Genomic DNA, 26,470 nt, shown 5'->3' on the forward strand with positions numbered 1-26,470 from the left:
GCCCCATGGGGGGCGCTCGGGGCTGGCCTGAAGGGGCAACCGGGAGGGTTTCAAGTTCCCTGCGCAGAGCAGCCGTTGGCGGGACCGAATGAACCGCCGAGTCGCCCGGAGGGCCTGTACGGGCGCGGGGCCGCACCGTTCACGGCGTGTTGGAGCTCAGGGCGGCGGCGCAGCCCGAGCGGACGGCGATCAGCATCGACGACGGGCAGCGGCTGACGTTCGCCCAGTGGCAGGAGCGTTCGGCCTCGGTGGCCGTCGCCCTGGTCCGGCGGGGCATCAGGCCTGGCGACCGGGGCGCGCCGACCTGCTGGTCGTCGCCCACCGGGTCGTGTTCGACGGCATCTCCAAGGACGTTCCGGTCGCCGACCTGGCCGCCGCCTACAACGCCCTGGTGGCGGGCGCCCCGGCCGGTCCTGCGGCGCGTGGCGTTCCGGAGCACGGCCATGACGGCCTTCCGGAGCGCGGACACCCGGTCGCTGGCTGGGTCTCACCTCGCTCTCCTTCGACTCTGGGCGAAGGCGCCGACCGCCGTCCGCTGGGCCTCGCTCACCCGGTTGCCCAGGATCACCTTCAGCGGCACCGCCGAGGCGCCCGTGCGCGCGCCCAGCTCCCGTGCGACGGCGGCCAGGACGACCGCACTGGCGGAGGTGCCGGTGCGCACTGCGGCGGCCCGGCTCGCCAGGTCCAGCCGGGGGCAGACCAGTTGGCCCTCCCACCACCGCTCGGCCTCCCCGGGGCCGGCCTCCTGCGGCCAGAGCGTGTCGCGCGCGAGTCCGTCGAAGCGGACCCCCAGTCGCCCGTCCGCCGGCCGTCCACCGTCATCCATCGGGGTGTCCCCCCGTCCGCGTCCACCCGAAGTGGTTCGGACCAATATGTGGCACCGGATCCTAGGCCACCGCCCCGCGTGCGGCTATCGTCCCGCTGGAAGTGAATCAATACCGCACAGTTGGTTTCCTGGAGAGATCGTCATGACGGGCCGGGGCCAAAACAGCGGATGCGGTCCGGGATATCGCCGCAGTTAAGATACGGGCTGTCTGGTTTTGTTCAATCGCTGTGGCGGGTGGGTGGTCGTGTGGTGCGGCAGGAGCGGGCGGTGCGGACGCGCCGGCTGATTCTGGAGGCAGCGGCTTCGGTCTTCGACGAGTTCGGCTACGAGGCAGCGACCATCGGCGAGGTGGTGGCCCGGGCCGGGGTGACCAGGGGAGCGGTCTACTTCCACTTCGCGTCCAAGCGGGAGCTGGCGCAGGGCGTGGTGGAGGAGCAGTTCGTCCAGGATGTCATTCCCGAACGGGCTTGCAAGCTCCAGGAGTTCGTGGACACCGGGATGGTGGTCGCGTACCTGATGCCGCGCGATCCGCTGCTGAGCGCGGGCGCGCGGCTGTCGTTGGGGCAGGACATCCACGGCGACCTGGGCGGGGGAGCGATCCCGGGGTGGATCGATCGGCTGGAACAGCTGCTGATCGCCGCGCGGGAGCGGGGCGAGCTGCTGCCGCAGGTGGTCCCGGCCGACACCGCCTGGCTGGTGACGGCGGCCTGGACGGGGGTGCAGATCCAGTCGCAGAAACTCTCCGGCCGGGCGGACCTGGAGCGGCGGGTCGCCGGGCTCTTCCGGCACGTGATGCCGACCGTGGCGGTGCCGGGTGTGCTGGCCGCGTTGGAGATGGATGCCGGTCGGGGTGCACGCGTGGCCGCCGAGGTGTCCGCCGCGCGCGCCGCCGTCGGCGCGCGCGAGGGGTCGGACGTCGAGGGGTCGGACGTCGAGGGGTCGGACGTCGAGGGGTCGGACGTCGAGGGGTCGGACGTCGAGGGGTCGGACGTCGAGGGGTCGGACGTCGAGGGGTCGGACGTCGAGGGGTCGGACGTCGAGGGGTCGGACGTCGAGGGGTCGGACGTCGAGGGGTCGGACGTCGAGGGGGAAGGCGTCGGGGCCGAGCGCTGAGGGGTGGGCGTTGGGGGCGGGTATCGGGGGGCGCAGGGTGTCCGGGGACAGCCGGCGAGCCGCAGGATCATGCAGCGCATCCGGTTTTCCACGGGCAAACCGCTCGTCCCGTTTTCTGAAGGAGGGGCGGCTGCTGCCCTGCCCGGTGCCCGGGGCGCGGGCTCCTGCCGTGGACGGGGCTCGTACTCCAGCTCGATTGTCAGTGGCCGCCGTGATGATGGTCGGTATGAAGGACGCAGCCACCATGGCCTCTCCCGCTGCCCTGGCGTCTCCGGACGCCTACGCCGACGCCGTCGCCGCCGCCGTGCGCGCCGCCGCCGCGTACTACGCCGACGGCTCCACCCCGCTCGGCGACGACGAGTACGACGCCCTGGTGCGCGCCATCGAGGCGTACGAGGCCGAGCACCCGCAGGAGGTACTGCCGGCGTCGCCGACCGGCAAGGTCGCGGGCGGCGCGGCGGTCGGCGACGTCCCGCACTCGGTGCCGATGCTCTCGCTCGACAACGTCTTCTCCGCCGAGGAGCTGGAGTCCTGGGCGGCCGGGCTGGAGCGGCGGCTGGGCCGCCCGGTCGCGGCCTGGTGCGTGGAGCCCAAGCTGGACGGCCTCGCGGTCGCCGCCCGTTACCGGGCCGGCCGACTGGCCCAGGTGCTGACCCGAGGCGACGGACTCGCCGGGGAGGACATCACCCACGCCGCCGACTCCGTCCTCGGCCTGCCCGCCCGGCTCGCCGAACCGATCGACCTCGAGCTGCGCGGCGAGGTGCTGCTCACCCAGGAGCAGTTCGAGCACGCCAACACCGTCCGTACCGAGCACGGCGCCACCCCGTTCGCCCACCCCCGCAGCGGCGCCGCCGGCACCCTGCGTGCCAAGGACCGGCCCTACCGGGTCGAGCTCACCTTCTTCGCGTACGGGGCGGTCGGCCTGCCCGGGATCGACCACGGCGAGCTGCTGGCCCACCTCGCCGGGCTGGGCGCCAACACCGCGGCGAGCACCGCCGCCGGCCCGCGGCGCTGCACCACGATGGACGAGGTGCGGCAGCGGATCGACGAGATCGCCGCCCTGCGCGCCGCTCTGCCGTTCGGCATCGACGGCGTGGTGGTGAAGGCCGACGCGGTCGCCGACCAGGAGGAGGCCGGTTCCGGCTCCCGTGCCCCGCGCTGGGCGGTCGCCCGCAAGCTCCAGGCGCAGCACAAGGTCACCCGGCTGCTCGGTGTCGAGTGGAACGTCGGCCGGACGGGCATCATCGCGCCGCGGGCCGTCCTGGAGCCGGTGGTGATCGACGGTGTCACCGTCACCTACGCCACCCTGCACAACCCGGCCGACATCGAGCGCCGCGGCCTGATGATCGGCGACCAGGTGTTCGTCTACCGCGCGGGCGACGTCATCCCGCGGGTCGAGGCGCCGCTGGTGGACGAGCGGACCGGTGCCGAGCAGCCGATCGCCTTCCCGGCGGCCTGCCCACGCTGCGGCGACGCCATCGACACCTCCGAGCAGCGGTGGCGCTGCGTGCGCGGCCGCGGCTGCCAGGCCGTCGCCTCGATCATCTACGCCGCCGGGCGGGACCAGCTGGACATCGAGGGGCTCGGCGGCACCCGTGCCGTCCAGCTGGTGGAGGCCGGTCTGGTCGCCGACCTCGCGGACCTGTTCACCCTCACCCGTGAGCAGCTGCTCACCCTGGAGCGGATGGGCGACACCAGTGCCGACAACCTGATCGTCGCCATCGAGACAGCCCGCTCCCAGCCGCTGAACCGGGTCTTCTGCGCCCTCGGGATCCGGGGCACCGGACGGACGATGTCCCGCCGGCTCGCGGCGCACTTCGGCAGTATGGCGGCCATCCGGGCCGCCGACGCCGAGGCGCTGGCCGGAGTGGACGGCATCGGGGTGGAGAAGGCGGCCGTCATCGTCGCCGAACTGGCCGACGTGGCAGGCCTCTTGGACCGGCTGGCGGCCCAGGGCGTCGGCACGGCCGTCACCGCGCCCGCCGCCGCCGTCAACGCCGCCGGCACTGCCGATGGGTCCGGCGCGGAGGAGCAGACCGGGGCGTCGGCACCGCTGGCCGGCCAGAGCGTCGTCGTCACCGGCACGATGACCGGGCCACTGGCCGAGTTGTCCCGCAACGCGGTGAACGAGCTGATCGAGCGGGCGGGTGGCAAGGCCTCCTCCTCGGTGTCCAAGCGGACCACGCTGCTGGTCGCGGGTGAGAAGGCCGGATCCAAGCGGGCCAAGGCCGAGGAGCTCGGGATCCGGATCGTCACCCCGGAGGACTTCGCCGAGCTGGTCGCCGACTACCTGGCCTGAGGGCTCCGCCGACGGCTTCGGTCCACAACAGCGTGGGCCCGACGGCCCGACGGCCTGGCCGGGCTGGACGACGGGGCGTCGGCCGCGCCACCGCGGTGGCGATGACGGCCGTCCCCACCGGCATCGCCGCCTTTCCCGGACCATCGCGGAATCCGCCCAGATCGTGACGCCGGGCCGCCGGGCCGCCGGGCCGCCGGGCCGCCGGGGCAGCCTGGGCGGCCGACCCGGCTGCCCCGGGCCGAGGCGATTGCGACGGGAGCCGGCCGGCTGCCCGGAACAGGGGTGCGGGGTGGTCTCAGTGCGGGTCGGCCTCGGGTGCCAGGCCGAGGAGGGGTGCGAGCGCCCGTCGAAGGTCGGTGGGCTCGCGGTAGAGCAGCCCGGTCATGCCGAGGCGGCGGGCGGCCTCGACGTTCTCCGGCCGGTCGTCGATGAAGAGACAGCGACCGGGGGTCGTCCGGGCCCGGTCCGCGGCGATCCGGTAGATCTGCGGGTCGGGCTTGGCCGCGCCCACGCGGGCGCTGTTGACCACCCCGTCGGCGAGGTCGGCGAGCCCGAGCGCGGCGAGGTCCTCGTCGAGCCACAGCGTGGCGTTGCTGACGAGCAGGACGGTGCAGCGCTCCCGGACCCGGCGGAGCAGGTCGACCACGGCGGCGTCCACCCGGACCGTCGGCCGTGTGAAGGCGGCGGCCAGCCCGGCGGCCGCACCCGCCGGGACGCCGTCTGCGGCAAGCCGCTCGGCGACGGCCTGAGCCCACTGGTCGCGGGTGAGCGAACCGCTGACCAACGGCTCCACGACCCCGGGGCCGAAGGCGGCACGCTCGGTGTCGCCCTCGGACAGCCCCGCCGCGTGTTCGAGGCGGGCGGTCTCGCGGTGGTCGAAGAAGCGGATCACGCCGTCGATGTCGCACAGCACAGCGTCGAAGGGCGGCTTGCCGGAATCGATGGAGGTCGTCATCACCCCTGGATACCACCCCGGCCGGGCCCGCCGCCGGGAAATGAGGGTGCCCGGGGGTGCGGTAGGGTTGCCGCGCCGAATGTGACTGCGGACTCGGGGAGGTGAGACCCATTACCGGTGTGTCGGAGCGGGTGCTCCCCGGGAACGGCCGTGACGGCGTGGTGCCGCACCTCTGACGGTGCCGTGCCGGTTCGGTGACAGTCCCTCGGGGAGCCCTGGTGGATGGTTTCTTCTGCCTGGTTTTTGAGGGGTTTCTCCTTTGTCTGTTTTTTCCTCTTCGCTGTTGCGTTCGTCCGTGGCCGCCCGCCTGCGCGCGGCCGGGTGCGTGTTCGCCGAGGACGAGGCGCGCATTCTGCTCGACGCCGCGGCGACGCCGGCGGAGCTGGCGGTGATGGTCCGCTCCCGCGCGCAGGGGCGCCCGCTGGAGCACGTGGTCGGCTGGGCGGAGTTCGCCGGTCTGCGGGTGGCGGTGGACCCGGGTGTCTTCGTGCCCCGGCGCCGCAGCGAGTTCCTGGTCCGGACGGCCGCCGGGCTGACGCCCGAGGGCGCGCTCGTGGTCGATCTCTGCTGCGGCAGCGGCGCCCTGGCCGCCGCGCTCGCGGCCGTGGTCGGCACGCCGGTCGAGGTGTACGCGGCGGACGTCGACGCGGCCGCCGTCGGGTGTGCCCGCCGGAACCTGGCCGGCGTCGGCGGTCGGGTGTTCCAGGGCGACCTGTTCGAGCCGCTGCCCACCTCCCTGCACGGCCGGGTGGACGTGCTGCTGGCGAACGTCCCCTACGTACCCACCGCCGACATCGAGCTGCTGCCCGCGGAGGCCCGCGTGCACGAGGCGCGCCCGGCACTGGACGGCGGCGCGGACGGCCTGGACGTGCTGCGCCGGGTGGCCGGGGAGGCACCGCAGTGGCTGGCACTCGGCGGGTCGCTGCTCTTCGAGACCAGCGAACGCCAGGCCCCCGAGGCGCTCGCCGTCGCCGGTTCGGCAGGGCTGGACGCGGCCCTCTCCTGGTGCGAGGACCTCGACGCGACCGTGGTGACCGCCACCCTCCGCTGAAGCCGGCCGCCGTGGCTGCTGGAGCCGCCGACGTTGCCGAAGCTGATCAGGCCGCTGACCACGGCCGGAGTCGCCGAGGCCGTCGAGGCTGTACCGGTGACCGGACCCGCCCGCCCGGCAGCCCGCCGAGGCCCAGGCGGGCGGGGGCGGCGGGCCCAACCGGGCCGCCACCTGCGGAATTCGCTTGTCCCGAAGGTCCCGGGGGTGGTGAGGTGCACGCATGAATACGGATCATGACAAGCTGCTCGCCCTCCTCGACGCCCGGATGCGTCGTGGCGCCCAGCCCGGGACCCCCGCCGCCCGGATCGAGCGAACCCCGGACGTGGTGCGCCGGACCGGGCCCGACAGCGTCTGGAACGGCATCGTCTGGTCGGACCTCGACGCCGGGAGCGCCGACGCCGCGATCGCCGAGCAGGTGCGCCACTACACCGGGCTCGGCCAGGACTTCGAGTGGACGCTGTATGCCCACGACCGGCCGGGCGACCTCGCCGACCGGCTGTCGGCCGCCGGCTTCACCCCGGAGGAGAGCGAGACCCTGATGGTCGCCGACATCGCCGACCTCCTCCGCCGCACCGCGGCCACGGACGCGCCGGACGGGATCGAGCTGCGCGAGGTCACCGACGAGGCCGGTGTGGCGCAGGTGGTTGCCGTCCACGAGCAGGCCTTCGGCACCGACGGCACCCGGCTGGGCCGACGGATCCTGGCCCAGCTCGCGGAGAGCCCGGACACCTTCCGCGTCCACCTCGCCGTCGCCCACCAGGACGGCCGTGAGATCCCGGTGTGCTCGGCCAGGATGGAACTGCACCCCGGTACCGGATTCGCCGGCCTCTGGGGCGGCGGGACGCTGGCCGACTGGCGGGGGCGCGGCGTCTACCGGGCGCTGGTCGCCCACCGTGCCCGGATCGCCGCCGACCTCGGCTACGAGTACCTCCGCGTCGACGCCTCCGACCAGAGCCGTCCGATCCTCGAACGCCTGGGCTTCGCCGTCCTGACCACCATGACCCCGTACCAGTACCAGGTCTGACCGGGCGGCCGACCGGGGGCGCATGCTGTCGGGGGAACGGCCGGTCGAAGGTCGCTCAAGGACTGTTCGACGGCGCTCGGCCGGTGCCACCGCGCGTCAGCGGCGCGCCGGAGCGGCGTTGAGCCGGAGCCAGGTTGAGTCGGAGCGGCGTTGAGCCGGAGCCGCGTTAGACGCGTGCGTATGGAGCTGAGCTCGGCGGCTATGGTCCGCCGGCCCACGGTGGAATTGACTGGTTGCCATGACGGATGACACGCAGACCATGCAGACGACGGAGACCACGCAGGACACGCAGCAGCGCCCCGCCGCCCGTCCCGGGGGCCCCGCAGCCCCCCTCGTCCTGGTGACGGGCGGGACGGGGAAGATCGGCCGACGGGTGGCCGAGCGTCTGGCCGCCCGCGGGCGGGACGTGCGCATCGGCTCGCGCACCGCCCCTGTCCCGTTCGACTGGAACGACGAGAGCACCTGGTCGCCGGCCCTGGAGGGGGTCCGGGCCGTGTACCTCTCCTACTACCCGGACCTTGCGTTCCCGGGGGCGGTCGAGGCGGTCGGGGCCTTCTCCCGGCTGGCGGCGAAGACCGGCGTGGAGCGGCTCGTCCTGCTGTCGGGCCGCGGCGAGGAGGCGGCCCGCGCCGCCGAGGAGGCGGTCCGCGGGGTCGGCACGGGCTGGACCGTGTTGCGGTGCGCCTGGTTCAACCAGAACTTCGACGAGAGCTTCTTCCTGGAGCCGGTCCTGGCGGGGGAGTTGGCCCTGCCCGCCGGAGCCGCGGTCGAGCCGTTCGTGGACGCGGACGACATCGCGGACGTCGCGGTGGCGGCGCTGACCGAGGACGGCCACGACGGCCGGGTGTACGAGCTGACCGGGCCGCGTCCGCTCTCCTTCGCCGACGTCGCGGCCGAGCTGTCGGCGGCCACCGGGCGGGAGATCCGGTTCACCGCCGTCACCGTGGAGGAGTACCGCGCGGTGCTGGCCGTGGCCGGGCTGCCGGGCGAGTTCGCCGAACTGTTCACGCTGATCCTCGACGGCCGCAACGCCCACGTGTCGGACGGTGTCCGGCGGGCGCTGGGCCGCGAGCCCAGGGATTTCGCCGAGTTCGCCCGTGCTGCGGCCGCCACCGGCGTCTGGGACGACTGACCCGCCCCCTGCCCCGGCCCGGGGACCGTACGAGGTCGCCGGCGCCGGCGCCGCACCGCTGCTCACCGCTGCCCGGGGCCGTCCCGGGCAGCCGCCCGCCGGCCCGCCCGCCCGCCCGCCCCACCGCCGTCCGATCGAAGGAACCCCGATGCGCCACGACGAGACCACCGCCCCCGCCTTCTCCGCCGCCACCCCCGCCGACCCGTCGTCGGCCGACGGCCGTGCCCGGGCCGCCGGACCGCTGCTCGCGACCGCCACGGTGGCGATGGGCCTGATGGCCGGCCTCTTCTTCGCCTTCGACGTGTCCGTCATGCCAGGCCTAGCGAAGGGCGACGACCGGACGTACGTCACGGCGATGCAGAACATCAACAGAGCGATCGAGAACGGCCTCTTCGGCCTGGTCTTCGTCGGTGCGTTCGCGGTCACCGGAGCCGCCGCCTACCTCCAGTACCGCGCCGGGCGCCGCACCGCCGCGATCTGGGCCGGCGCCGCGACCCTGCTCTACCTTGCGGCGCTGGTCGTCACGCTGGCCGTCAACATCCCGCTCAACAACGAACTGGCCCAGGCCGGGGACCCGTCGCAGATCGCGGACTTCGCCGCGGTGCGCGCCCGGTTCGAGTCCACCTGGGTGGCCACCAACATGCTGCGCACCGCGCTCTGCACGGCGGGTCTGGCCGCGCTGATCCGTGCCCTGCTCCTGCACGCCCGCGCCTCGCGCTGAACCGGCGCCCGGGGGCGGGGCCGGGTCGCGCCCCTGCGCGTCGCCGTGCTCCCTCTGCGCCCCCTCGTGCTGTCGCCCAAGTCCCTTGGGGTGCCGGTGACTTGGCCGGACGGGGTGGGTTCTAGAATCATGGCGGGCACAGCGACGACCCGGCGAAGGGGCGGCAGCCACCGTGAATCCCGCACTGCGACCGTTCCGTGTGGAGGGCAGGGCGATCCCGCTCGCCAAGTACCTTGCGGAGGAGGAGATAGGCGATCTCGTCGGCTGTTCGTGCATCGGCAACGAGGTGACGATCGACCTGTCCGACACGCACTTCCTGATCAGCCTGGTCGACCTGGGCGGGGCGCTGCGGCTCAACTTCCACATGGCGCACGACGGTCCGGCGCACGCTCGATCCTGGAGCCGCGGGCTGCCCGCGGAGGCGGGGTCACGCGAGATCGCCCGGCGTATCGCGCTGGACGTGGCCACCCTCGCCCGCGAGCTGGCCCCCCTGCGCGACAAGCCCCCGACGCCCCCGAAACCCCCGAGGCCCCCGATGCTCCCGAGGCCCCCGAGGGTCCCGAAGTCACCGGTTCCGGCGATGCTCCCGAAGGCCCCGGAGCTCCCGGAGCCCCCGAAGGGCCCGAAGCCCCCGACGACGCGCTGAGCGCCGCCGGGGGCTTCGGGCCGTTCTTCCGGGTGTTGGGTCGGCTGCGGTCCGGCTGCGGTCCGGGTGCGGTCGGGTCGCGGTCCGGTCGCGCTCCGGGGTGTGCGGCCGGATCAACGCCCCTGGAGCGACTTGACGTTGTTGCCGAAGGTCCAGTTCTTGGAGCCGTCCCAGTTCAGCGACCAGGTCATCAGGCCCTTGAGCTTGCCGGAGGCCCCGCTGCCGTACGTGTTCCAGGCCTGGGCCACCTGACCGGTCGTCATGTAGCCGCCACCCGCGCCGGGCTGGGCGGGCAGGCCCGGGACCTGCTTGTCGTACGGGACCTTCACGGTGGTGCCCTGGACGGTCAGGCCCTTGTCGAGGCAGTCGGTCTGGGCGGTGAAGCCCTGGATGGTGCCGGCGGAGTACGAGTCGCCGGCGCAGCCGTACATGCTGCCGTTGTAGTACTGCATGTTCAGCCACCAGAGCCGGCCGTTGTCGGCGTACTTCTTGATGACCGGCAGGTAGGCGCCCCAGATGGAGCCGTAGACGATGCCGGCGCCGGTGACGTAGGCGGTCTCGGGGGCCATGGTGAGGCCGAAGCCGGCCGGCATCCCGGCGAGGATGCCGTCGATGATCCGGATCAGGTTGGCCTGGGAGGGGGAGAGGCTGGTGATGCTGCCGCTGCCGACCAGGCCGGTCTCGATGTCGATGTCGATTCCGTCGAAGTTGTTGGCCTTGAGGATCGGGACGATGGTGGCCACGAAGCGGTCGGCGACCGCGGTGGAGCCGAGGTCGATGCCGGCCGCGGCGCCGCCGATGGACATCAGGACGGTGAGCCCGGCGGCCTTGGCCTGGCACACCTCGGCGGGGGTGGGCACCTTGACGGTGCTGTCCATGCCGTCCTGCCAGAGTGCGGTGCCGTCGGAGAGGATCACCGGGAAGGCCGTGGTGACGACGTTGTACCCGTGCGCGGGAATCCGGCTGTCGGTGATCGGGATCCAGCCGAGTGGCGGGTGGACGCCGTTGGCCGCGCCGTCCCAGTTCTCCCAGTAGCCCTGCAGCACCTTGCCGGTGGGGCGGGACTTCACCGCGCAGGTGCCACCCCCGGCGGTCTTGCCGGCGGCGGGCCCGGCGGCCGCCGCGGGGGTGGTGGCGCCGGGTGAGGTGGCGCCGGGTGAGGTGGTGCCGGGTGCGGTGGGGGCGGCGGTGGCGGCGCTCACCGGAGCCGCGAGTGCGAGGGCCAGGGCGGCGCCCAGCAGCCGTGCGGTCCGTCGGATCATGACGTGTGCTCCCTTTCCGGCCATGGCCCGGTGGGCCCGTGGGGGGCCGGTGCGGGGGAGGGCCATGGCGAGTGACTGTGGGGGTGGTCGGCGGGAAGCCCGACCGCGGATGTCACGGCCTGACAGGCGTGGGGTGCCCGGGGTGCGTACCGCGATCGCAGGGAAGCGTAGGAACGACCCTGACGCAACGTCAATAGGTCTGGACCAATTCGACGAGAACTGGCCTGGCGGGCTCAGCCCGTCTCGTTGCCGTGCAGCACCAGCGCCCAGCACAGGCACCCGAGCGCTGCCGTGCAGAGCAGCGCCCGGGCCACGTTCCACCGCACCCACCGCGCCTCGAAGCGGCCGCGCACCGCCGCCGGGTCCGCGATCCGCCCCGGCTCCCCGGCGGCGGCCAGCGCGTCGTTCAGCGGAATGTTGATCACCCGCGTCACCACCAGCGAGGCCGCATAGAAGACCAGCGCCGCCACCGCCGCCGGCAGAATCCGGTGCCCGTCGGCCGGCAGGTGCAGCGCCACCGCCACCGCCGTGGTCACCAGAGCCCCGACGAAGCCCAGCAGGAACCACCCGTTGAGAATGGCCACGTTGATGCGCTGCATCACGTCGATGAACGTCCGGTCCTCCGTCCCGCGCAGACCCGGCATCACCGAGCACGCGTAGGCGTAGAACAGCCCCGCGCTCAGTCCGGTGGTGATCGTGGCGGCCACGAGCGCGATCACACGCGACAGTTCCATCGGGCTCATCCCTCTTTCCGGCCGGCGGCGTTGCGGCCGCGGCGTCGCTGCCGGCGGCCCTGCCGCGCACCCGCGTCGTCACCGACGGCAGTTGCTCTGCCGATCATCCACCGGACGGCCGGGCGCTGCCCGCCCGACTTCTCAAGACTCTCTCAAATGACGCGGCGTCAATCCATGTCCACGCGTCTAGGATTACCCCATGGACACGCTCAACGGCCTGCTCGGCGGCCCCAAGGCCCGGGGAGCGTTCCTGCTCCGCTCGATCCTCAGCCCGCCGTGGTCCTTGCGGATCGAGGACGGCGCGCCGCTGGCGGTGGTCACCGCGGTCCGCGGAGACGCCTGGATCCAGCCGGAGGGCCGCGCCCCGGTGCTGCTGCGTCCCGGCGACGTGGCGATCGTGCGCGGCCCGGAGCCCTACACCGTCGCCGACACCCCGGGGACTCCGATGCAGGTGGTGATCGGCCCGGGCCAGGCCTGCTCGCGCGACGGCGCGGACGTCTCCGCCTCGATGGCCCTCGGCGTCCGCACCTGGGGAGAGGTCCGGCCCGGTGACGAGAACCACTCCGTCCTGCTCTCCGGCACCTACCAGGCCGAACACGAGATCGGCCGGCGGCTGTTGGACCACCTGCCCACCCTGCTGATCCGCCCGGCCGGGGAGGACGCCGCCTCCACCGAGGACACCCTGGTCCGCCTTCTGGCCACCGAACTGACCCGCGACGAGCCCGGCGAGGAGCTGGTCCTGGACCGCCTCCTCGACCTCCTCGTCGTCGGCGTGCTGCGCAGCTGGCTCGCCGCCCCGGACAGCGGCGCACCTGCCTGGTACCGGGCCCAGCACGACCCGGTCGTCGGCCCCGTCCTGCGGCTGATGCACGACGACCCGGCCCGTCCGTGGACGGTGGCCTCGCTGGCCGCCGAGGTCGGCGTCTCCCGTGCCGGACTGGCCCGCCGCTTCACCTCGCTGGTCGGCGAACCACCCATGGCTTACCTGGCCACCTGGCGGCTGGCCCTGGCCGCCGACCTGCTCCGCGACCCGGGGCACACCGTCGCCTCGGTGGCCCGCCGGGTCGGCTACAGCAACGCCTTCGCCCTCAGCGCCGCCTTCAAACGGGTCCGCGGCCTCACCCCCCAGGAGCACCGCCGCCTCGCCGAGGAGGCGCCGCCCGCCGCACCGGTCCCCACCACGACCACGGTGGTCCTGGCCGGCTGATCCAACGCGGTTCGAGCCCGCCGCCGCCTGGGCCGATGTGCCCTGACCCGCCGTGGCCCGACCGGATCGCCGCCTGGGCGGCCTGGGCCGCCGGTCCAGCCGTGGGCCCGAGCGGGTCGCCGCCTGATCCGACGTGCCGCCAGGCCCGTGAACGGGCCCCGGAGGTCCGGCGGTTGCGCCGCCGCGAGGGCCGCGCATTAATCGGTGGGCACCACGGATCCGCTCGGCTATGGTGGCGCAGCGGGCGGCTCCGCGACGTGCTTCCTTCTCCACCACACCCTGACAATGTCAGCGCGTCCCCTTTCCGCCCCTCCTCTTCTTCCACCTCCCAGGGGGACTTTTTCGTATGCCCCGAGTCGCCTCGGCCATCGTCGACGTCGACCTCGACTGCTTCCTCCTCCGCCGGCGCGGCTCGGTCTGCGTACCGCCCGGCGACCAGTTCCCCGCCGCGGATCCGTGGAGCGTCCAGGGTCTGGTGGCCCTGGACGCCGACCTCGCCGGGCGCGGCTACCTGCTGACCGCCCGGCTGCGTTCCGCGCTGGCGCGGCTGGCGCCCGTCCGGCTCGCCGAGGTGGGTGACGGGCTGCTCGCCCGGATCGACCACCTGCTCGGTGCGGACCGCCGCCACCTCGCGCTGTTCCGCCGGTTCCCCGACGCGGTGCCCGACCACGCGCACCTCGCCTACTCCCGCCAGATCCGGGCGTTCCTGCTCAACCAGCCCCGCCAGCCGTGCGCGCACTGCGGAAAGGCCGCCGAAGAGGCGGGCATCGGCGCCCTCGCCCCCTGCGCCCACCTGCTCTGCGCCGCCTGCCACGAAGGGCTGGCCGCCGCGCCCGTCGGCGGCCAGTGCCCGGTCTGCGGCACGCCGCTGGGCGCCGAGCCCTTCCTGGGCGAGGACAACCGGGCGGGCCGCAAGGCCGCCGAGGACTTCGGCGGCGAGCAGGTCCTGCGCCCGCTGCGACTGATCGAGGGCGACGGTCTCACCGCGGCCACGGCCGAGTTCGACCGGCTGCTGGCGCGCCGCACCCCGCTCTCCCCGCAGGACCGCGACGACCTCGCAGCCCTGCTCGCCAACGCTCCCGATGACCTGGCCGAGCGGCTCCCCGCGCAGATTCCGCTGCGCGAGTCCAAAGCCACCGTGCTGGCCGCCCTGCTGCGCCGGGACGGGCAACGCGCCCTGCCCGTCCTCGCCGAGCGGATCGACACCGCGACCGACGTCCTGCGGCTGCTCTGGGCCTGGTCGGGCGCCGAGCCCGACCTCCTGCCGGCCACCGCCCGCCGGCTGCGCCTGTGCAACCTGTCCCGGCCGCTGCGCCGCGAACTGCTGGCGATCCTGGACGCGATGGGCCCGGCGGCGCTGGCCGAGGACCTGCGCCGCCACCGGTCGGCCTGGCTGCGGGCCGGCGAGCTGCTGCACCCGTTCGAACACCGCGGCCGCTTCCCCACCGTCGCGGCGGCCTTCTTCCTGCTGCGCGAGAACGATCTCCAACACCACCCGTTGGGCGCCGAGTTCACCGACCCACCGGCTCCGCTGCGCGCCGTCGAGGCAGCCGGTCGCACCAGGCTGGCGTTCACCGGCTTCGCCGGGCAGGTCGAGGAACGGCTCGCGGCGGGCGACGTGACCGCCGCCGTGCGGGTGCTGGCCCGCAGGCCCGGCGAGCTGGTCCGGCGGCTCCACCACGTCCTGCGGGTGCACGCGGCCACCGCGCCCGGCGCCGCCCTCCCCGAGGAACTGCTGCGCACCGTCGGGCCGGCGCTCGGCCGGGTCGCTCCGGGCCCGCTGCTTGGCGCGTACGGGCGGCTTCGCGGCCCGCGCACCCAGGGCGAGCGGCGGCTGTACTTCCCCCGTGGGACGGTGTCGCTGGCGCACGCCAAGGAGGACCACGGCACCGTGGTGCCGGCCGGACTGAGCGGCCAGGTCTGCGCGTTGATCGAGGCGGAGCTGCTGCGCCGGGCCGCCGGCGACCGGTACGACGTGGCCCTGCTGGACGAGGGCCTCGACGACCTGGTGGCCCCGTTCGCCGAGCGCGCCGCCGCCCGCACCCTGGTCAGCGTGCCGCGCGGGAGCCGCCAGCGACTGCCCCGGGGCGACCGGCTGCGGCTCTTCCTGCACTGGATGCAGCCCGAGCACCTGCGCGTCGACCTCGACCTGTCGCTCGCGCTGTACGACGCCGACTGGCGCTTCACAGGACTCTGCGACTACACCCAACTGGCGCACGGCGACCGCGCCGCCGTCCACTCCGGGGACTACGTCAGCGCGCCCCCGCCGCACGGCGCCACCGAGTTCGTCGACCTTGACCTCGCGCGGCTCGCGGCGGCCGGCTCCCGCTACGCGGTGATGATCGTGTTCAGCTACAACGACGTGGCGTTCGAGCAACTCACCGACGCCTTCGCCGGGGTCCTCCAACTGGGTGAAGGCGCCGGGAGCGGTACCGGCCACTACGACCCCAAGGCCGTCCGACAGCGGCTCGACCTCGCCGGGGACGCCAAGGTGTGCGTCCCGATGATCATCGATCTGGCGGACCGCCGGTACACCTGGACCGACCTCAACACCGGTGCCGACGGCGGCTTCCACAGCGTCCGCCGCTACCACGAGGAGGTCGGCCGCCTCAGCGAGGACGTACTCACCCACTTCTCGCCGGGCAGCCGCGCCACTCTGTGGGACCTCGCCGGCGCGTTGGCCGCCGGGACGACGGATGAGGTCGTGGTCCGCGACCGGGACGCCGGTGGCGCGGGCGGTGGCGGTGGCGGTGGGGTCCGAGTCTGGCGCCGCCGCTCGGCTGAGCCGGCCGCGGAGTTCGCGGCGCGCCTGCGCACGCTCCGCGACCCGGACGACGCGTATCCCGCCGCGCCCGCGCACCTCACCCGACTGATCGCCGGGCGGCGGGCGTTGGTCGCGCTGGTCGACGGGGACATCCCGGCACCGGAGCAGCTCTCGGGCACCGCGTACCGGCTCTACCCCGGGCCGCTCGACGCCGCCCCCGAGTCGCTGGACCGCCTCACCGCCGGCGACCTGGTCGCCCGCTTCGCCCCGCCGGACGCCGACCGCAAGGACCAACCAGGCTCGTCTCAGAGGTAGGTCACGCGTGGTAGTCGCTGGGCGGGGCGTCTCGTCCGTCCAGCCTCGCGTGAGGGCCGGTCGGCCTGCCCGGCGTTCCTTGCGCTGTGCGGTCACCCGGTGCGCGACGTGGTCAATTGCGCTGACTGCCGATGACCACTGGACACCACTGGACTCCCTGGAATCGCACATCAGTTGGCGTCGAGCAGCGGGGCCTCGCCTGACCGGCCCTGTGCAGCGCCGGCCGTGTCCTGGCTCGTGGGACGGGTCCGCTCCGCCCACGCGGCCACCGGCGGGCCCGCCGCCCCCAGAGCCGCGAAGAACGCGCCGAGCAGCAGCCAGCCCGCGTGCCCGAGTCCGAGGACTGCTGCCGTGAGGATCACCGGGGCCAGGGCCTGTCCGGCGTCGAAGCCGATGCCGAAGAGGCCCTGGTACTGCCCCTGGGCGTGGTCGGGGGCGAGACCGAAGCCGATCGCGTAGCCGCCCGACGACTCCCACACCTCTCCGAGACTGTGCACGCAGACGGCGAGGACGGCGAGCCCTGGCGCGACCCAGGCCGGAACGTCCGCGGTCAGGGCCATCAGGGGGCAACTGACCAGGAAGAGCAGCCCGGCGAGGCGGAACGCCCGGCCGCCCTGGCGGGGTGATTCCACCCGGGAGCCGATCCTGCTCTGGATCAGCACGCACACCCCGCTGTTGACCGCGTAGACCGCCGCCACGGTCCAGCGGGGCGCGTCGGTGTGCGCGGAGAGCCAGATCGGCAGCAGCAGGGAGACGGTCTGGTATTGCAGGCCCATGGCGCCGTAGAGCGCGACGAAGGAGAGGTACGGCCGGTCGGCCAGGACGGCCCAGCCGTGGTGCTCCCGAGGCCGGGGCAGGGGCTGGTAGTTCGGGACGCCGATCAGGGCGATCAGGCCGGCGCAGGCGAAGCTGGCGGCGTTGGCGAGGATGAGCGCGGTGTATGCCGGGCGGGTGTCGACCGAGACGGCGAAGGCGGAGCCGAGGGTGCCCAGGACCACGCCGAGGTTGACGAACGTGCGGAGTCTCGCCCTGAACGCGGCCGGGCGTTCGCCGCCGGCGCGGGCGATGAGCGCACCGCCCGCGGCGCCGCTCGCCGTTGCTGCCAGCCGGTCCAGGGCGGCGATGAGCGTGAACGTGACCCAGCTGTGGATGAAGACGAAAGCGGCCATCGTCGCGGCTTGCGTCGCGAGGGTCGTCAGCCAGACCGTGCGCGGCCCGTACCGGTCGGCCAGATTCCCCGCCGGGATCCCGGCCAGCAGCCCGGTCAGCCCGGCGATCGTGAGGCCGAGACCGACCTGCGCGGCGGGAAGGTGCACGACCAGCGTGAAGTAGAGCACCGCGGCGCTGTTGAACAGCCCGTTGCCCACCCGACTGACGAAGCTCGAGATGATGAGAGCCCGCTGTGGACCGTTTGCCGCCGGCACGCTGGATATTCGCTGTCTTGGGCCCTTCCCGATCATGCAGAGCAGGCTAGCAGCGCCCCTTCCGGCACCCTCCAAGTGGCCTGGGGCGTCTCCTGACTCGCCGGCTCGTCGTGCCTGACGTGTCTCACACCCGCCGCCGGGCCCGCTTCGGCCGCCGGTGGGCGTCCGTCGCGACTCATTTCGCCGGTGGCGCGGGAAAGCCATTCCGTGCTGCTGATGGGGCGGGAGTTTCCGCTGCGTCCGGCCGCGGGTCGGTTTCCGGACAATCCCCGGCAGGTGGGGGGAACCCGGAAGGATTACGGCGGTCGGCACGTTGGTTTTCCTGGCCGACGGGGCATTGGGAGCCCGTAGGCCAGGCCCGTTACCTCGGTGGTTGATGGCAGAAATGAGATGCCATGGACAATTTCGACGGTGAACTCCCCCAACGAAACCCGGTGTTCTGCTCCCGCATCGGCGCGGTTCTCGACCTCGACCGTGACGACCTCGGACACCCCGCACATCCCGGCCTGTGGCAGCAGCTGCTCGCCGACCGCAGGCCCGTCGAACGGCGCGGCCTGTACTGCCCGGACTGCCTGGAGAACCGGCCGGACCGGCCCGAATGGATGTACGTCTACGAACGCGGCGGGCTCCGGATCGCCGCCCACCACAATCCGGTCCGCCGCCACCACTGCTTCGAGAGCGACACGCACCAGGCGTACCGGGAGCGGTACGTGCGGGCCGCGGAGGCCGACGGCCACCGGGTCGAGGTCGCGGCGGCCGGCGGACCGGGCAGGCGCCGGCCCGAGGTGCTGGTCACCGGTGCGGGCGGTCGCCGGTACGGGTTCCGACCCCAACTGTCCTACCTCGCCGCCGGAACGGCCCGCGAACGCGACGCAGCCGCCCACGCGGCCGGGATCACCGGCGTCTGGCACACGGTCGACGCCGGTGCCCCGCTGATCGACGCCGTCCACTGGACCCGCACCGACAACCTCCCCGCCGCCGCGATCCGCGACAGCCGCGACCTTCTCGTCCGCGGCGGCGTCCGCGCCCTCACACTGGAACGGTGCGACCGCACCTCGGCGTCCTGCCGGTCCCGGGGGAGCGTCAACTGCAGTCACCACCACCCCCGTTGGGACCCGATGGGCCGCCAGTTCGACGACCTCGTCCGGGACATCGCCCGCGGCGCCTACGTCCCGCTCACCCTCAGGACCGGCCGCGGGCTGCACCGATTCTGGGCCTCCACCACCGACCGGGACACCTTCCTCGCCAACGGCGGCGTCCTCGCCGACCACGCTGCAGGCCCTGACGACCCTGACGCCGGATGTGCGACGGGCTCCCACCCGCCGCACGCCGCCCCGCGCGGGCGGCGGGGCGTGCAGTGCGTCCTGGACCGGGCCGAGCGCCGGCACCGCCGGTACGACGCCCGCCCGCCACGCGACACGGGCGAGCCCCTCAGGCCAGCGCCGACCGCCGTGCCGCCGACCGCCGTGCCGCCCATTGCCGCACCTGCACCTGTGCGACCCGAGCGGCCGCCCGTGGCCCCGCTGCGCCCGGGCGTCTGCTCGGCGGGCACGACGCCGTGCGGCGCCGAGGCCCGCCTCTACCCCGGCGGGTGGCTCTGCGAGAGGCACCGCCCGGGCTCCGACTTCGGACGACCGGGGGTGGTACGGGCCGACGCCGGCCCGGAAGGCTGACGCACACCCCGCCGCACCCGAGGTCGCCGGATCCGCGCCCGCCGCGGTCGCCGCGGCGGTGCCGGCGGCGACCACCCGGATCCGGGTCGGCGTTGGCCCGGGGCCGCGAATCCGGCCCGTCAGGCGCGGCTCGGTGCCGGATCCGCTTCCGCCTCGGGCTCCGGCCCGGGGAGGAGCACCGCCGCGCGGCGGGGGAGCAGCAGGGGGGTCGCCAACAGGAGCACGCCGGCCAGCCCGATGGCCGTGCGGGGGCCGAGCAGGGCGCCCAGTGCGCCCCAGAGGGCCGTCAGGAGCGCGGTCGAGGCCTTGGTCGTCACCGCCCAGGCGGACAGCGTGCGGGTGACCCGGTCGGTGGCGGTGCGCTGGAGGCGGTAGGTGGCGTGGACGGGGTTGAAGACCGCGCAGCAGAAGATGAGCCCGAACTCGACGCCCGTCACCAGCAGCAGTCCTGCGGTGCCCGGCCCCAGGAAGGCCAGGCCGACGGGCCAGAGGGCGCGCAGCGCGCCGAACACGACCAGGACCTGGTGCTGCCCGCACCGGGTGGCGAGCGGTCGGGCCAGCCGCGAGCCGAGCAGGCCGCCGATCGAGGGTGCGGCGAAGGCGAGACCGTACTGCCACGGTGCGAATCCGAGTGGGCCGAGCATCAGGACGGCCAGCAGCGGCTCGGTGGCCATCACCAGGCCGTTGAACAGGGCGGTGTTGAGGAGCAGAGAGCGCAGAGTTGCGTCGGCGAGGATGTACCGCCAACCGTCGAGCAGGTCCCGGGGCCGCATGCGTGCGGCCTCCCGGGGCGCGGGCCGCGGCTCGTGCCCGCCCGTCGCGCGGATGCCCAGGGCGGAGAGCAGGTAGCTGACCGCGTCGGCCGCCACGGTCGCCACCGGCCCGAGGAGCCCGATGGCGGCGCCGCCGAGCGGCGGTCCGATGATGGTGGTCGTCCAGGCCGTGGACTCGAACCGGGCGTTTGCGACGAGCATGTCCTCGGCCGGCAGCAGCGTCTTGAGATATGCCCCGGAGGCGGCACGGAAGGTGATGTCGGCCGCCGCGACGACGACCGAGACCAGGAGGAGCTGGAGGAAGGTGAGGACGCCGAGGGCGAACGCGGCGGGGATCGTCAGCAGCGCCGCGAACCGCACCAGGTCCGTCGCGATCAGCACCGGCCGCTTGCGGCGGAACTCCACCCACGGGCCGAGCGGCAGCGCCACGACCGCGCCCACCGCCGCCCCCACGCAGGAGAGCGCGGCGACCTCGGCCGGTCCGGCGTGCAACACCCGGACGGCGATCAGCGGGAGGGCGCCGAAGGCGAGCCACGTGCCGAGCGCGCTGGTCCCGTAGGCTCCCCAGAGCCACCCGAACTGCCGCCCCAGCCGATGTCCGGGAGCACGTCCCGGTCCGTCCCCGCTCCTCATGCCCGACGCCCTCGCCACTCACTCGCACAACCGATCCGCGATCGGAAGCATCAAAGCGAGCACCGTGTCCTGGGATCAAACAACCATAGGGCCGACAGTCACAACCCACGGTTGTACCCGTAGGGTGTCGGCATGGACCTCGACACCGTCCGGACCTTCGTCGCCGCCGCCGACGCGGGGCAGTTCCAGGAGGCCGCCGCCGAGCTGGCGGTCACCCAGCAGGCCGTCTCCAAGCGCATCGCCGCGCTGGAGCGCAACCTCGGCGTACGACTGTTCACCCGCACGGCCCGCGGCGCCGAGCTCACCATCGACGGGCAGGCGTTCCTGCCCCACGCACGCGAGCTGCTGCGCGTCGCCGAGCGCGCGGCCGCGTCCGTACGCACCGGCCACCGGGCGCTGCGCGTCGACGTGATCACCTCGCGCAGCGCGCAGTCGGGCCTGATGCGCGGTTTCCACCGTGCGTACCCCGAGATCGAGCTCGACGTGGTGATGCTGTTCGACATCGAGACGGCCGTCGCCGCCATCCGGTCCGGTGCGATCGACGCCTCCTTCCGCGCCGTCGCCGCACCCGGCCGGCCCCTGCCCGAGGACATCGAGTCCGTCCGGGTGCTCGACGAGCCGCTCCAACTCCTCACCGGCCCCGCTCACGCGCTGGCGGGCGCCGGGTCGGTGACCCTCGCCCGGCTCGCCGGGCACCGGATCTGGATGCCCGGCATCGTCCCCGGTACCGAGTGGACCGCCTACTACGACGACCTCGTCGCCGAGTTCGGCCTCACCATCGAGGCGACCGGCCCCAACTTCGGCTCCGACGCACTCCTCGACACCATCGCCGACACCCCGGGCCTGGCCACCTTCATGGGCGAGCACACCCGCCTCATCTGGCCCGCCGACCACGGCCTGCGCCGCATCCCGGTGACCGACCCGACGCCCGTCTACCCCCACTCGCTCCTCTGGCACCGCGACAACCCCCACCCGGCGCTGACCACCCTGCGCACCCACCTCACCGCCACCGCGGCCGGCCACGACGCCGCCGGGACCTGGACGCCCGGCTGGGTGGTTCCACGCTGAACGACGCCGCGTCCGCGACCATCCGGGTCGGGGCGGGTGACCGGCGCCCGGACATGGAGTACGCCGAGGCGATGACGGAGACCGAGCCCCGCGTCACCGACGGGCTCGCTGAGGCGCTGCTCCAACAGCTGGACGAGGCCGCCTTCGTGGAACTCACCGCCATGGTCGCCCTGGAGAACTGGCGCTCCCGGATGAACAGCGCCTTCGGCCTGACCAGCCAGGGATACTCCGAGGCTTGTGCGGTACCGTCGCGTCCGTGATCGAGATCGCCGCCTTCGAACAGCACCGACCGATGCTCTTCGGCATCGCCTACCGGATGCTCGGCAGCGTCGCGGACGCCGAGGACCTGGTCCAGGACACCTGGCTGCGCTGCAGCCAGGTGTCCGGCCCGGTCGCCAACCAGGTCGGCTACCTGGCCCGTACGATCACCAACCTCGCGCTCAACCGGTTGAGTTCGGCTGCCGTCAAGCGCGAGCAGTACGTCGGCCCCTGGCTGCCCGAACCGCTGGTCACCGTGCCGGACGCCACCGGGGACGTGGAGTTGGCCGAGTCGGTCTCGCTCGCCATGCTGGTGGTTCTGGAGAGCCTCTCACCGCTGGAGCGGGCAGTCTTCGTGCTCAAGGAGGTCCTCGGCTTCTCGCATCGGGAGATCGCCGAGGCGCTCGACCGCACCGAGGCCTCGGTGCGCCAGGTCGGCTCCCGAGCCAAGGCGCACGTCCAGGCACGTCGGCCACGCTACGAGACCCCGGCCGAGGTGACGCGCCGGGTCACCGAGGAGTTTCTCGCCGCGTGCCTCGGAGGCGACCTGAACCGCATGCTGGAACTGCTCGCCCCCGACGTCACCGCATGGAACGACGGCGGCGGCAAGGTCAGAGCGGCCCTGCGCCCGCTGCACGGCGCCGAGAACGTGGCCCGCTTCCTCGCGGCCGTGCTCGCGCAGCCGATGGAGGCCCCGCGCTTCGTGGCCGTCGACGTCAACGGCCGGCCGGGCCTGCTGATCACCACCGTCGGCCGGCCGGACAGCGTCTCCTGCGTGGAGGTCGAGAACGGCCGGATCACCGAGATCCGGGTCATCCGCAACCCCGACAAGCTCCGCCACCTGTCCTGACCCACCGCCACAGACGCTGTGCGGCGACGACCGAACGGGCACGGGATTCTCGCCGACCGCACCGCCCGGGTCACCCGCCTCCCTGCCCGGCCGGCTGTCGGCGATCGCCACCTGGCCCCCGGAGGTCGCTCCTGGCCGTGACGCTGTTGGCGGGCTGGCGGGCTGGCGGGCTGGCGGGCTGGCGGGCTGGCTGGCGGGGGCTGGGTGTCAGTGGCGTCTGGTTGGATGAGCAGGTGACTGTCTATGACGTGGCTCGCCGGCTCCCCTCCATCGCCGACCTGCGGGACCAGTGCCGCTCGCTGGCGATGCTCGATGCGATCCTGAGCCCGGACTGGGAGGACCGGTACTACTCCTTCAACGCCGGCTGGGCCGAGGGCGAGGAGATGGCCTCGATGCGTAACGGGTCGGGGGACGAGTACTCCATCGTGTTCTCGGCGGCCGGGGTTTATGTCCGCGGCTTCGACCATGAATCGCCGATGAGCCCGTACGGCAACGGTGAAGAGCCCTGGCCGGGAGTGATCGACGATGTCCCGGAGGTCTTCGGGCCCTTCGTCGAGGAGCCGGCGTTCACCGACGAGGATGACGTGCCGGCTGTGACGGCTTGCCTGTGGCGGGGGGCGACGGACGATCGGTGGCAGCACGGCGTGATCGACTTCCCTGCCGGCCACCCCGACCCCGACGGGGCGACGGCCCTGTTCGAGCTCCTGGTCGACCGCTCGCCGGAGGCGTTCCAGCGCTGGGCCGAGGACTACTACGAGGTTCCCGTGGACCTGGGAGCGGTGCGCGACGTGTACGCCCTGCGGACGCTGAACGAGAAGCTCGTGTCCTCGCTGAACTCGGAGGTCACCCTCGCGGACCTGGCCGAGGACATCGCAGAGATCGGCTACCCGCGGCCGGACCGGGACGCGATCTGAGCTCCGACCCGCCGCTGACGCGTCGGGGGAGTCCGGTTGGACGGAGCCGCAGCTGGTCGCCCGGTCACGTCGAGGCAGCCGCCGGACCGGTGGATGGCCGGGTCGGCGTCGTCGTGGGTGTCGCCGCGCTGCGCGGCGACGGCAGGCAGGCCGCCCGGACCGGGAGGAGGTGCGCGTGACCTCAGGACGTGTGGAGGACACTGTCGCAGGCCGGACAAACCTGCCCTTGCCACGCGGGTGGGTACCAGGTCGTTCCGGGGCGATCAGCCCGGTACGGGTCCCTCCGCATCCGGCCGGTGGCCAGCCCGCAGAACGTGAAGTCCTCGGGCTCCCCGGGCGCGGACGGGTCGGCCGGTGCCGCATGTACGGCGCGCACGCGCTCGACGAATTCCGTGGTGTCACCCATGGCGGAGGCGCGGACGAGTTCGGGCTCGAGTAGGACGACGATGCTCATTGCTCCACCTTCACGCCGGAGGCGGCGGAGCGCACCCGCTGGTGGGCGACTGACGCAGCCTCACGCACACAGCCGCCCCAGGTCACCGCCTGTCGGACGGCGCACATAGGGTCGGGGCACATGAAGTTCTTCCGTTCCAAGGCCACGCCCCAGCACGACCCGCACCTCCCCGCCCTGACGACCGACCAGGCCGAGTACCTGCGCGACCTCGTCCGCCGGCACCACGCCGCTGATCCGGGGATCACCGTCGCCGGTGACGCCGTGCACGCGCCGCAGGGCACGCGTGCCCTCCACAACCTCGCCGAGCTGTGCCGGCGCGCCGATCCGCGCGAGTGGCCCCGGCTGGTGGAGCAGCACTTCCGTGCCCTCGACGGAGCCGAGGCGGCGACCCCGCAGGGCTCCGAGCAGATCCTCCGCTCGGCCTACCTGCGCCTGCTGCCCGAGGACGCCTTTCCGCCGGAGGCTGCGCCCTCGTTCAGCTATGTGCGCCCCGTCGCGCCCGGGTTGCAGGAGGCGCTCGCGCTGGACCTGCCGGAGGCCGTGCGGCTGCTCGACGACCGGTCGGTGGCCGAGGTGGGCCTGGAGGCGCTGCGCGCGGCCGGGCGCGCCAACCTGGTCCGGGAGCCGGTCGAGTACGACGTGGTCCAGGGCCAGGGCGGCGCGGCCCTGCACATCGTGTCCGGCGAGTCGATGTTCGTCGCCAGCAAGGCCCTCGTCCTGGATGACGTGGCCCGTACGGTGACCGGGCGTGACCTGCCCGAGGACGGTGCGTTGTTCACCGTGCCGAGCCGGCACTACCTGGTCTTCCACCCGCTGGCCGGCCGCCAGGCGGTCGACGCGGTCAACGACCTCGCCGCCTTCGGCCTCGGCGCCCACCAGGACAACCCGGGCCCGCTCTCGCCCCGGCTCTACTGGTGGCGCAAGGGCACCGTGACCTCGCTGACCCACATCGACGACGCGACCCGCTCGTTCTCGATCGCCCCGCCGGAGGAGCTGATGGCGATCCTGCGCCGCCTGCACGACACCGGCGCCTGACGGTCCGTCGCCCCCGTGGTCGCGGTGGCCCGGGTGGTCCCGGTGGTTCGGGTGACAGTGGCGTGCCGGTGTCCTCGGTGGACGGCACGCTCGTCTCCACGGCAGCACCGGCCGGGACCGGCGCCGGACCGCCCCGGGCCCGGGGCGGACCGGCGGCCGGTCCGCCCGTGGTGCCGCGTCGGCGGAGCGGGCGCCTGCCTCACTCGTTCGCATACAGGACGGGCCGGCGTGGAACCGCTTCGTCCCCCGTCGCGTGTTGATCATTGTTGCGATCGTTGGAGACAAGGAGACGACGATGGAGACCACCGTGGCACGTCCGTCCCGCCGCTCGGTGCTGGCCGCCGGCGCCGGGGCAGTTCTGGCCGGCGGCCTGCTTTCGGGTGGGCGGGCTCACGCCGCAACGCCGGCGAGCGGGGCGATCACCCGCGAGCTGGCCGCGCTGGAGCGTGAACACGCAGCCCGGCTCGGGGTGTTCGCCCGGAACACGGCCACGGGGGCGACGGTGCTGTACCGCGCGGACGAGTTGTTCCCGATGTGTTCGGTGTTCAAGACCCTCGCGGTCGCGGCGGTGCTGCGGGACCTCGACCGGGACGGCGAGTTCCTCGCCAAGCGGATCCGCTACACCGAGCAGGACGTGACGGATTCGGGCTACGGCCCGGAGACGGGAACGGAGGCGAACCTCGCCAACGGCATGACCGTCGAGGAGCTGTGCGCGGCCGCCGTCAGCCTGAGCGACAACGCCGCGGCCAACCTCCTCCTCCGTGAGCTGGGCGGTCCCACGGCCGTCACCCGGTTCTGCCGCTCGGTCGGGGACGGACGGACGCGGCTCGACCGCTGGGAGCCCGGGCTCAACTCGGCGGAGCCGTGGCGCACGACCGACACCACCAGCCCCCGCGCCATCGGGTCGACGTACGCGCGCCTCCTCGTCGGAGACGTGCTCCCGCCCCGGGACCGTGCGCGCCTGACCGGCTGGCTGACGGCCAACACGACCAACACCGCACGGTTCCGGGCCGGTCTGCCGAAGGACTGGACGCTGGCGGACAAGACCGGCACCGCGAGTTCGTACGGCGTGGCGAACGACGTGGGCGTCGTCTGGCCCCCGGCCGGGCCGCCGATCGCGCTGGCGGTGCTGACCACCACCCACGCGGCCGCTGGTCCCAGTGACAACCTGCTCGTCGAGCAGACGGCCCGGCTGCTCGCGCCGGCGCTCACCTGACGGCGGTGCCCGGCTGACGGCCGCGCTCACCTGCGGCCGGCCGGTACGGCGGGGCCGGTGCTCTGGTCGGCCGCCCCCTCCGGCCCGGCGCCCCCGGCCGGCCCGGGCCCGGCTTTGACCTGG

Annotated in this window: 23 protein-coding genes and 1 pseudogene; 17 read left to right on the top strand and 7 right to left on the bottom strand. The window is 73.7% G+C overall.

The features are described 5' to 3' along the window. Positions 1 to 146 precede the first annotated feature (146 nt). Positions 147 to 257 (top strand): annotated as a pseudogene (locus OG286_RS38320) (hypothetical protein); the annotation flags it as partial. Positions 258 to 487: 230 nt separating this feature from the next. Here the strand turns inward: OG286_RS38320 and OG286_RS38325 are convergent. Next, complete coding sequence (locus OG286_RS38325; protein WP_331741819.1) at positions 488 to 826, bottom strand: hypothetical protein; 339 nt, start codon at positions 824 to 826, stop codon at positions 488 to 490. 267 nt (positions 827 to 1,093) lie between these two features. On the opposite strand from OG286_RS38325, the gene OG286_RS38330 reads away from it, so the two are divergent. Then, positions 1,094 to 1,939 carry a ScbR family autoregulator-binding transcription factor gene (locus tag OG286_RS38330; protein ID WP_405366105.1) on the top strand — a complete coding sequence of 282 codons (846 nt, stop codon included), beginning with the start codon at positions 1,094 to 1,096 and terminating at the stop codon, positions 1,937 to 1,939. Positions 1,940 to 2,156: 217 nt separating this feature from the next. After that, positions 2,157 to 4,238 (top strand): NAD-dependent DNA ligase LigA, encoded by a 2,082-nt coding sequence (gene ligA / locus OG286_RS38335; RefSeq protein ID WP_405363641.1) that lies wholly within the window; start codon positions 2,157 to 2,159, stop codon positions 4,236 to 4,238. A gap of 295 nt (positions 4,239 to 4,533) precedes the next feature. On the opposite strand, the gene OG286_RS38340 is transcribed toward ligA, so the two are convergent. Further along, positions 4,534 to 5,193 (bottom strand): HAD-IA family hydrolase, encoded by a 660-nt coding sequence (locus OG286_RS38340; RefSeq protein WP_331741826.1) that lies wholly within the window; start codon positions 5,191 to 5,193, stop codon positions 4,534 to 4,536. A 283-nt stretch (positions 5,194 to 5,476) separates the two neighbouring features. Between OG286_RS38340 and OG286_RS38345 the strand changes: the two genes are divergently transcribed. From OG286_RS38345 to OG286_RS38365, 5 genes are all read left to right on the top strand, one after another. Next, positions 5,477 to 6,244, top strand: coding sequence for a putative protein N(5)-glutamine methyltransferase (locus OG286_RS38345; protein ID WP_396322141.1), 768 nt, complete (start codon positions 5,477 to 5,479; stop codon positions 6,242 to 6,244). Between the two features lie 220 nt (positions 6,245 to 6,464). Next, the gene (locus OG286_RS38350; RefSeq protein WP_331741832.1) at positions 6,465 to 7,268 is read left to right on the top strand and encodes a GNAT family N-acetyltransferase; all 804 of its coding nucleotides are present in this window, start codon (positions 6,465 to 6,467) and stop codon (positions 7,266 to 7,268) included. 238 nt (positions 7,269 to 7,506) lie between these two features. Continuing rightward, positions 7,507 to 8,400, top strand: coding sequence for an NAD(P)H-binding protein (locus OG286_RS38355; RefSeq protein ID WP_331741835.1), 894 nt, complete (start codon positions 7,507 to 7,509; stop codon positions 8,398 to 8,400). A 148-nt stretch (positions 8,401 to 8,548) separates the two neighbouring features. Continuing rightward, positions 8,549 to 9,121: an anthrone oxygenase family protein gene (locus tag OG286_RS38360; RefSeq protein ID WP_331741837.1), complete on the top strand. Its 573-nt coding sequence runs from the start codon at positions 8,549 to 8,551 to the stop codon at positions 9,119 to 9,121. 172 nt (positions 9,122 to 9,293) lie between these two features. After that, positions 9,294 to 9,767 (top strand): hypothetical protein, encoded by a 474-nt coding sequence (locus tag OG286_RS38365; protein WP_331741840.1) that lies wholly within the window; start codon positions 9,294 to 9,296, stop codon positions 9,765 to 9,767. A gap of 113 nt (positions 9,768 to 9,880) precedes the next feature. On the opposite strand, the gene OG286_RS38370 is transcribed toward OG286_RS38365, so the two are convergent. Both OG286_RS38370 and OG286_RS38375 read right to left on the bottom strand, forming a co-directional pair. Then, positions 9,881 to 11,029 carry a chitinase gene (locus OG286_RS38370; protein WP_405366106.1) on the bottom strand — a complete coding sequence of 383 codons (1,149 nt, stop codon included), beginning with the start codon at positions 11,027 to 11,029 and terminating at the stop codon, positions 9,881 to 9,883. Between the two features lie 233 nt (positions 11,030 to 11,262). Then, positions 11,263 to 11,763 carry an anthrone oxygenase family protein gene (locus tag OG286_RS38375; protein ID WP_331741843.1) on the bottom strand — a complete coding sequence of 167 codons (501 nt, stop codon included), beginning with the start codon at positions 11,761 to 11,763 and terminating at the stop codon, positions 11,263 to 11,265. Positions 11,764 to 11,962: 199 nt separating this feature from the next. Between OG286_RS38375 and OG286_RS38380 the strand changes: the two genes are divergently transcribed. Both OG286_RS38380 and OG286_RS38385 read left to right on the top strand, forming a co-directional pair. Beyond that, entirely contained in the window at positions 11,963 to 12,970 is a 1,008-nt protein-coding gene (locus tag OG286_RS38380; RefSeq protein ID WP_331741846.1) for an AraC family transcriptional regulator, read from the top strand. 346 nt (positions 12,971 to 13,316) lie between these two features. Further along, on the top strand, positions 13,317 to 16,049 hold the full coding sequence (locus tag OG286_RS38385; protein ID WP_331741849.1) for an MXAN_6230/SCO0854 family RING domain-containing protein: 2,733 nt from the start codon (positions 13,317 to 13,319) through the stop codon (positions 16,047 to 16,049). A gap of 170 nt (positions 16,050 to 16,219) precedes the next feature. On the opposite strand, the gene OG286_RS38390 is transcribed toward OG286_RS38385, so the two are convergent. Further along, the gene (locus OG286_RS38390) at positions 16,220 to 17,416 is read right to left on the bottom strand and encodes an MFS transporter (RefSeq protein ID WP_405358679.1); all 1,197 of its coding nucleotides are present in this window, start codon (positions 17,414 to 17,416) and stop codon (positions 16,220 to 16,222) included. Positions 17,417 to 17,868: 452 nt separating this feature from the next. Here OG286_RS38390 and OG286_RS38395 point away from each other — a divergent pair, with 452 nt between their 5' ends. After that, positions 17,869 to 19,146 carry a hypothetical protein gene (locus tag OG286_RS38395; RefSeq protein ID WP_331741855.1) on the top strand — a complete coding sequence of 426 codons (1,278 nt, stop codon included), beginning with the start codon at positions 17,869 to 17,871 and terminating at the stop codon, positions 19,144 to 19,146. A gap of 119 nt (positions 19,147 to 19,265) precedes the next feature. On the opposite strand, the gene OG286_RS38400 is transcribed toward OG286_RS38395, so the two are convergent. After that, a complete protein-coding gene (locus OG286_RS38400) occupies positions 19,266 to 20,552 on the bottom strand; it encodes an MFS transporter (protein ID WP_331741857.1) in 1,287 nt (428 codons plus the stop codon). 132 nt (positions 20,553 to 20,684) lie between these two features. Here OG286_RS38400 and OG286_RS38405 point away from each other — a divergent pair, with 132 nt between their 5' ends. The 4 genes from OG286_RS38405 to OG286_RS38420 all read left to right on the top strand — a co-directional run bounded on the left by OG286_RS38405 (position 20,685) and on the right by OG286_RS38420 (position 23,642). Beyond that, positions 20,685 to 21,620 (top strand): LysR family transcriptional regulator, encoded by a 936-nt coding sequence (locus tag OG286_RS38405; protein ID WP_331741860.1) that lies wholly within the window; start codon positions 20,685 to 20,687, stop codon positions 21,618 to 21,620. Positions 21,621 to 21,691: 71 nt separating this feature from the next. Next, entirely contained in the window at positions 21,692 to 21,880 is a 189-nt protein-coding gene (locus OG286_RS38410) for a hypothetical protein (protein WP_331741863.1), read from the top strand. After that, positions 21,877 to 22,728: an RNA polymerase sigma-70 factor gene (locus OG286_RS38415; RefSeq protein ID WP_405358678.1), complete on the top strand. Its 852-nt coding sequence runs from the start codon at positions 21,877 to 21,879 to the stop codon at positions 22,726 to 22,728. The genes OG286_RS38410 and OG286_RS38415 overlap by 4 nt, the downstream gene beginning before the upstream one ends. Positions 22,729 to 22,961: 233 nt before the next feature. Continuing rightward, a complete protein-coding gene (locus OG286_RS38420; protein WP_331741867.1) occupies positions 22,962 to 23,642 on the top strand; it encodes a hypothetical protein in 681 nt (226 codons plus the stop codon). Positions 23,643 to 23,823: 181 nt separating this feature from the next. On the opposite strand, the gene OG286_RS38425 is transcribed toward OG286_RS38420, so the two are convergent. Continuing rightward, the gene (locus OG286_RS38425; RefSeq protein WP_331741869.1) at positions 23,824 to 24,096 is read right to left on the bottom strand and encodes a hypothetical protein; all 273 of its coding nucleotides are present in this window, start codon (positions 24,094 to 24,096) and stop codon (positions 23,824 to 23,826) included. Between the two features lie 120 nt (positions 24,097 to 24,216). On the opposite strand from OG286_RS38425, the gene OG286_RS38430 reads away from it, so the two are divergent. Continuing rightward, positions 24,217 to 25,131 (top strand): hypothetical protein, encoded by a 915-nt coding sequence (locus tag OG286_RS38430; RefSeq protein ID WP_331741873.1) that lies wholly within the window; start codon positions 24,217 to 24,219, stop codon positions 25,129 to 25,131. A 295-nt stretch (positions 25,132 to 25,426) separates the two neighbouring features. Further along, positions 25,427 to 26,347, top strand: coding sequence for a class A beta-lactamase (bla, locus tag OG286_RS38435; protein ID WP_331741875.1), 921 nt, complete (start codon positions 25,427 to 25,429; stop codon positions 26,345 to 26,347). Positions 26,348 to 26,470 lie beyond the last annotated feature (123 nt).

The sequence above is a fragment of the Kitasatospora sp. NBC_00039 genome, from assembly GCF_045160625.1.
GTDB lineage: Bacteria > Actinomycetota > Actinomycetes > Streptomycetales > Streptomycetaceae > Kitasatospora.

What these genes read in the sequence shown, in the direction of transcription:
- OG286_RS38430 (WP_331741873.1), top strand. Translation starts at nt 24,217, where the DNA reads ATGAAGTTCTTCCGTTCCAAGGCCACGCCCCAGCACGACCCGCACCTC.
- OG286_RS38395 (WP_331741855.1), top strand. Translation starts at nt 17,869, where the DNA reads ATGGACAATTTCGACGGTGAACTCCCCCAACGAAACCCGGTGTTCTGC.
- OG286_RS38410 (WP_331741863.1), top strand. Translation starts at nt 21,692, where the DNA reads ATGACGGAGACCGAGCCCCGCGTCACCGACGGGCTCGCTGAGGCGCTG.
- OG286_RS38400 (WP_331741857.1), bottom strand. Translation starts at nt 20,552, where the DNA reads ATGAGGAGCGGGGACGGACCGGGACGTGCTCCCGGACATCGGCTGGGG.
- OG286_RS38360 (WP_331741837.1), top strand. Translation starts at nt 8,549, where the DNA reads ATGCGCCACGACGAGACCACCGCCCCCGCCTTCTCCGCCGCCACCCCC.
- OG286_RS38425 (WP_331741869.1), bottom strand. Translation starts at nt 24,096, where the DNA reads ATGAGCATCGTCGTCCTACTCGAGCCCGAACTCGTCCGCGCCTCCGCC.
- OG286_RS38325 (WP_331741819.1), bottom strand. Translation starts at nt 826, where the DNA reads ATGGATGACGGTGGACGGCCGGCGGACGGGCGACTGGGGGTCCGCTTC.
- OG286_RS38340 (WP_331741826.1), bottom strand. Translation starts at nt 5,193, where the DNA reads ATGACGACCTCCATCGATTCCGGCAAGCCGCCCTTCGACGCTGTGCTG.
- OG286_RS38380 (WP_331741846.1), top strand. Translation starts at nt 11,963, where the DNA reads ATGGACACGCTCAACGGCCTGCTCGGCGGCCCCAAGGCCCGGGGAGCG.
- bla (WP_331741875.1), top strand. Translation starts at nt 25,427, where the DNA reads ATGGAGACCACCGTGGCACGTCCGTCCCGCCGCTCGGTGCTGGCCGCC.
- OG286_RS38405 (WP_331741860.1), top strand. Translation starts at nt 20,685, where the DNA reads ATGGACCTCGACACCGTCCGGACCTTCGTCGCCGCCGCCGACGCGGGG.
- OG286_RS38375 (WP_331741843.1), bottom strand. Translation starts at nt 11,763, where the DNA reads ATGGAACTGTCGCGTGTGATCGCGCTCGTGGCCGCCACGATCACCACC.
- OG286_RS38350 (WP_331741832.1), top strand. Translation starts at nt 6,465, where the DNA reads ATGAATACGGATCATGACAAGCTGCTCGCCCTCCTCGACGCCCGGATG.
- OG286_RS38355 (WP_331741835.1), top strand. Translation starts at nt 7,507, where the DNA reads ATGACGGATGACACGCAGACCATGCAGACGACGGAGACCACGCAGGAC.
- OG286_RS38385 (WP_331741849.1), top strand. Translation starts at nt 13,317, where the DNA reads ATGCCCCGAGTCGCCTCGGCCATCGTCGACGTCGACCTCGACTGCTTC.
- OG286_RS38370 (WP_405366106.1), bottom strand. Translation starts at nt 11,029, where the DNA reads ATGATCCGACGGACCGCACGGCTGCTGGGCGCCGCCCTGGCCCTCGCA.
- ligA (WP_405363641.1), top strand. Translation starts at nt 2,157, where the DNA reads ATGGTCGGTATGAAGGACGCAGCCACCATGGCCTCTCCCGCTGCCCTG.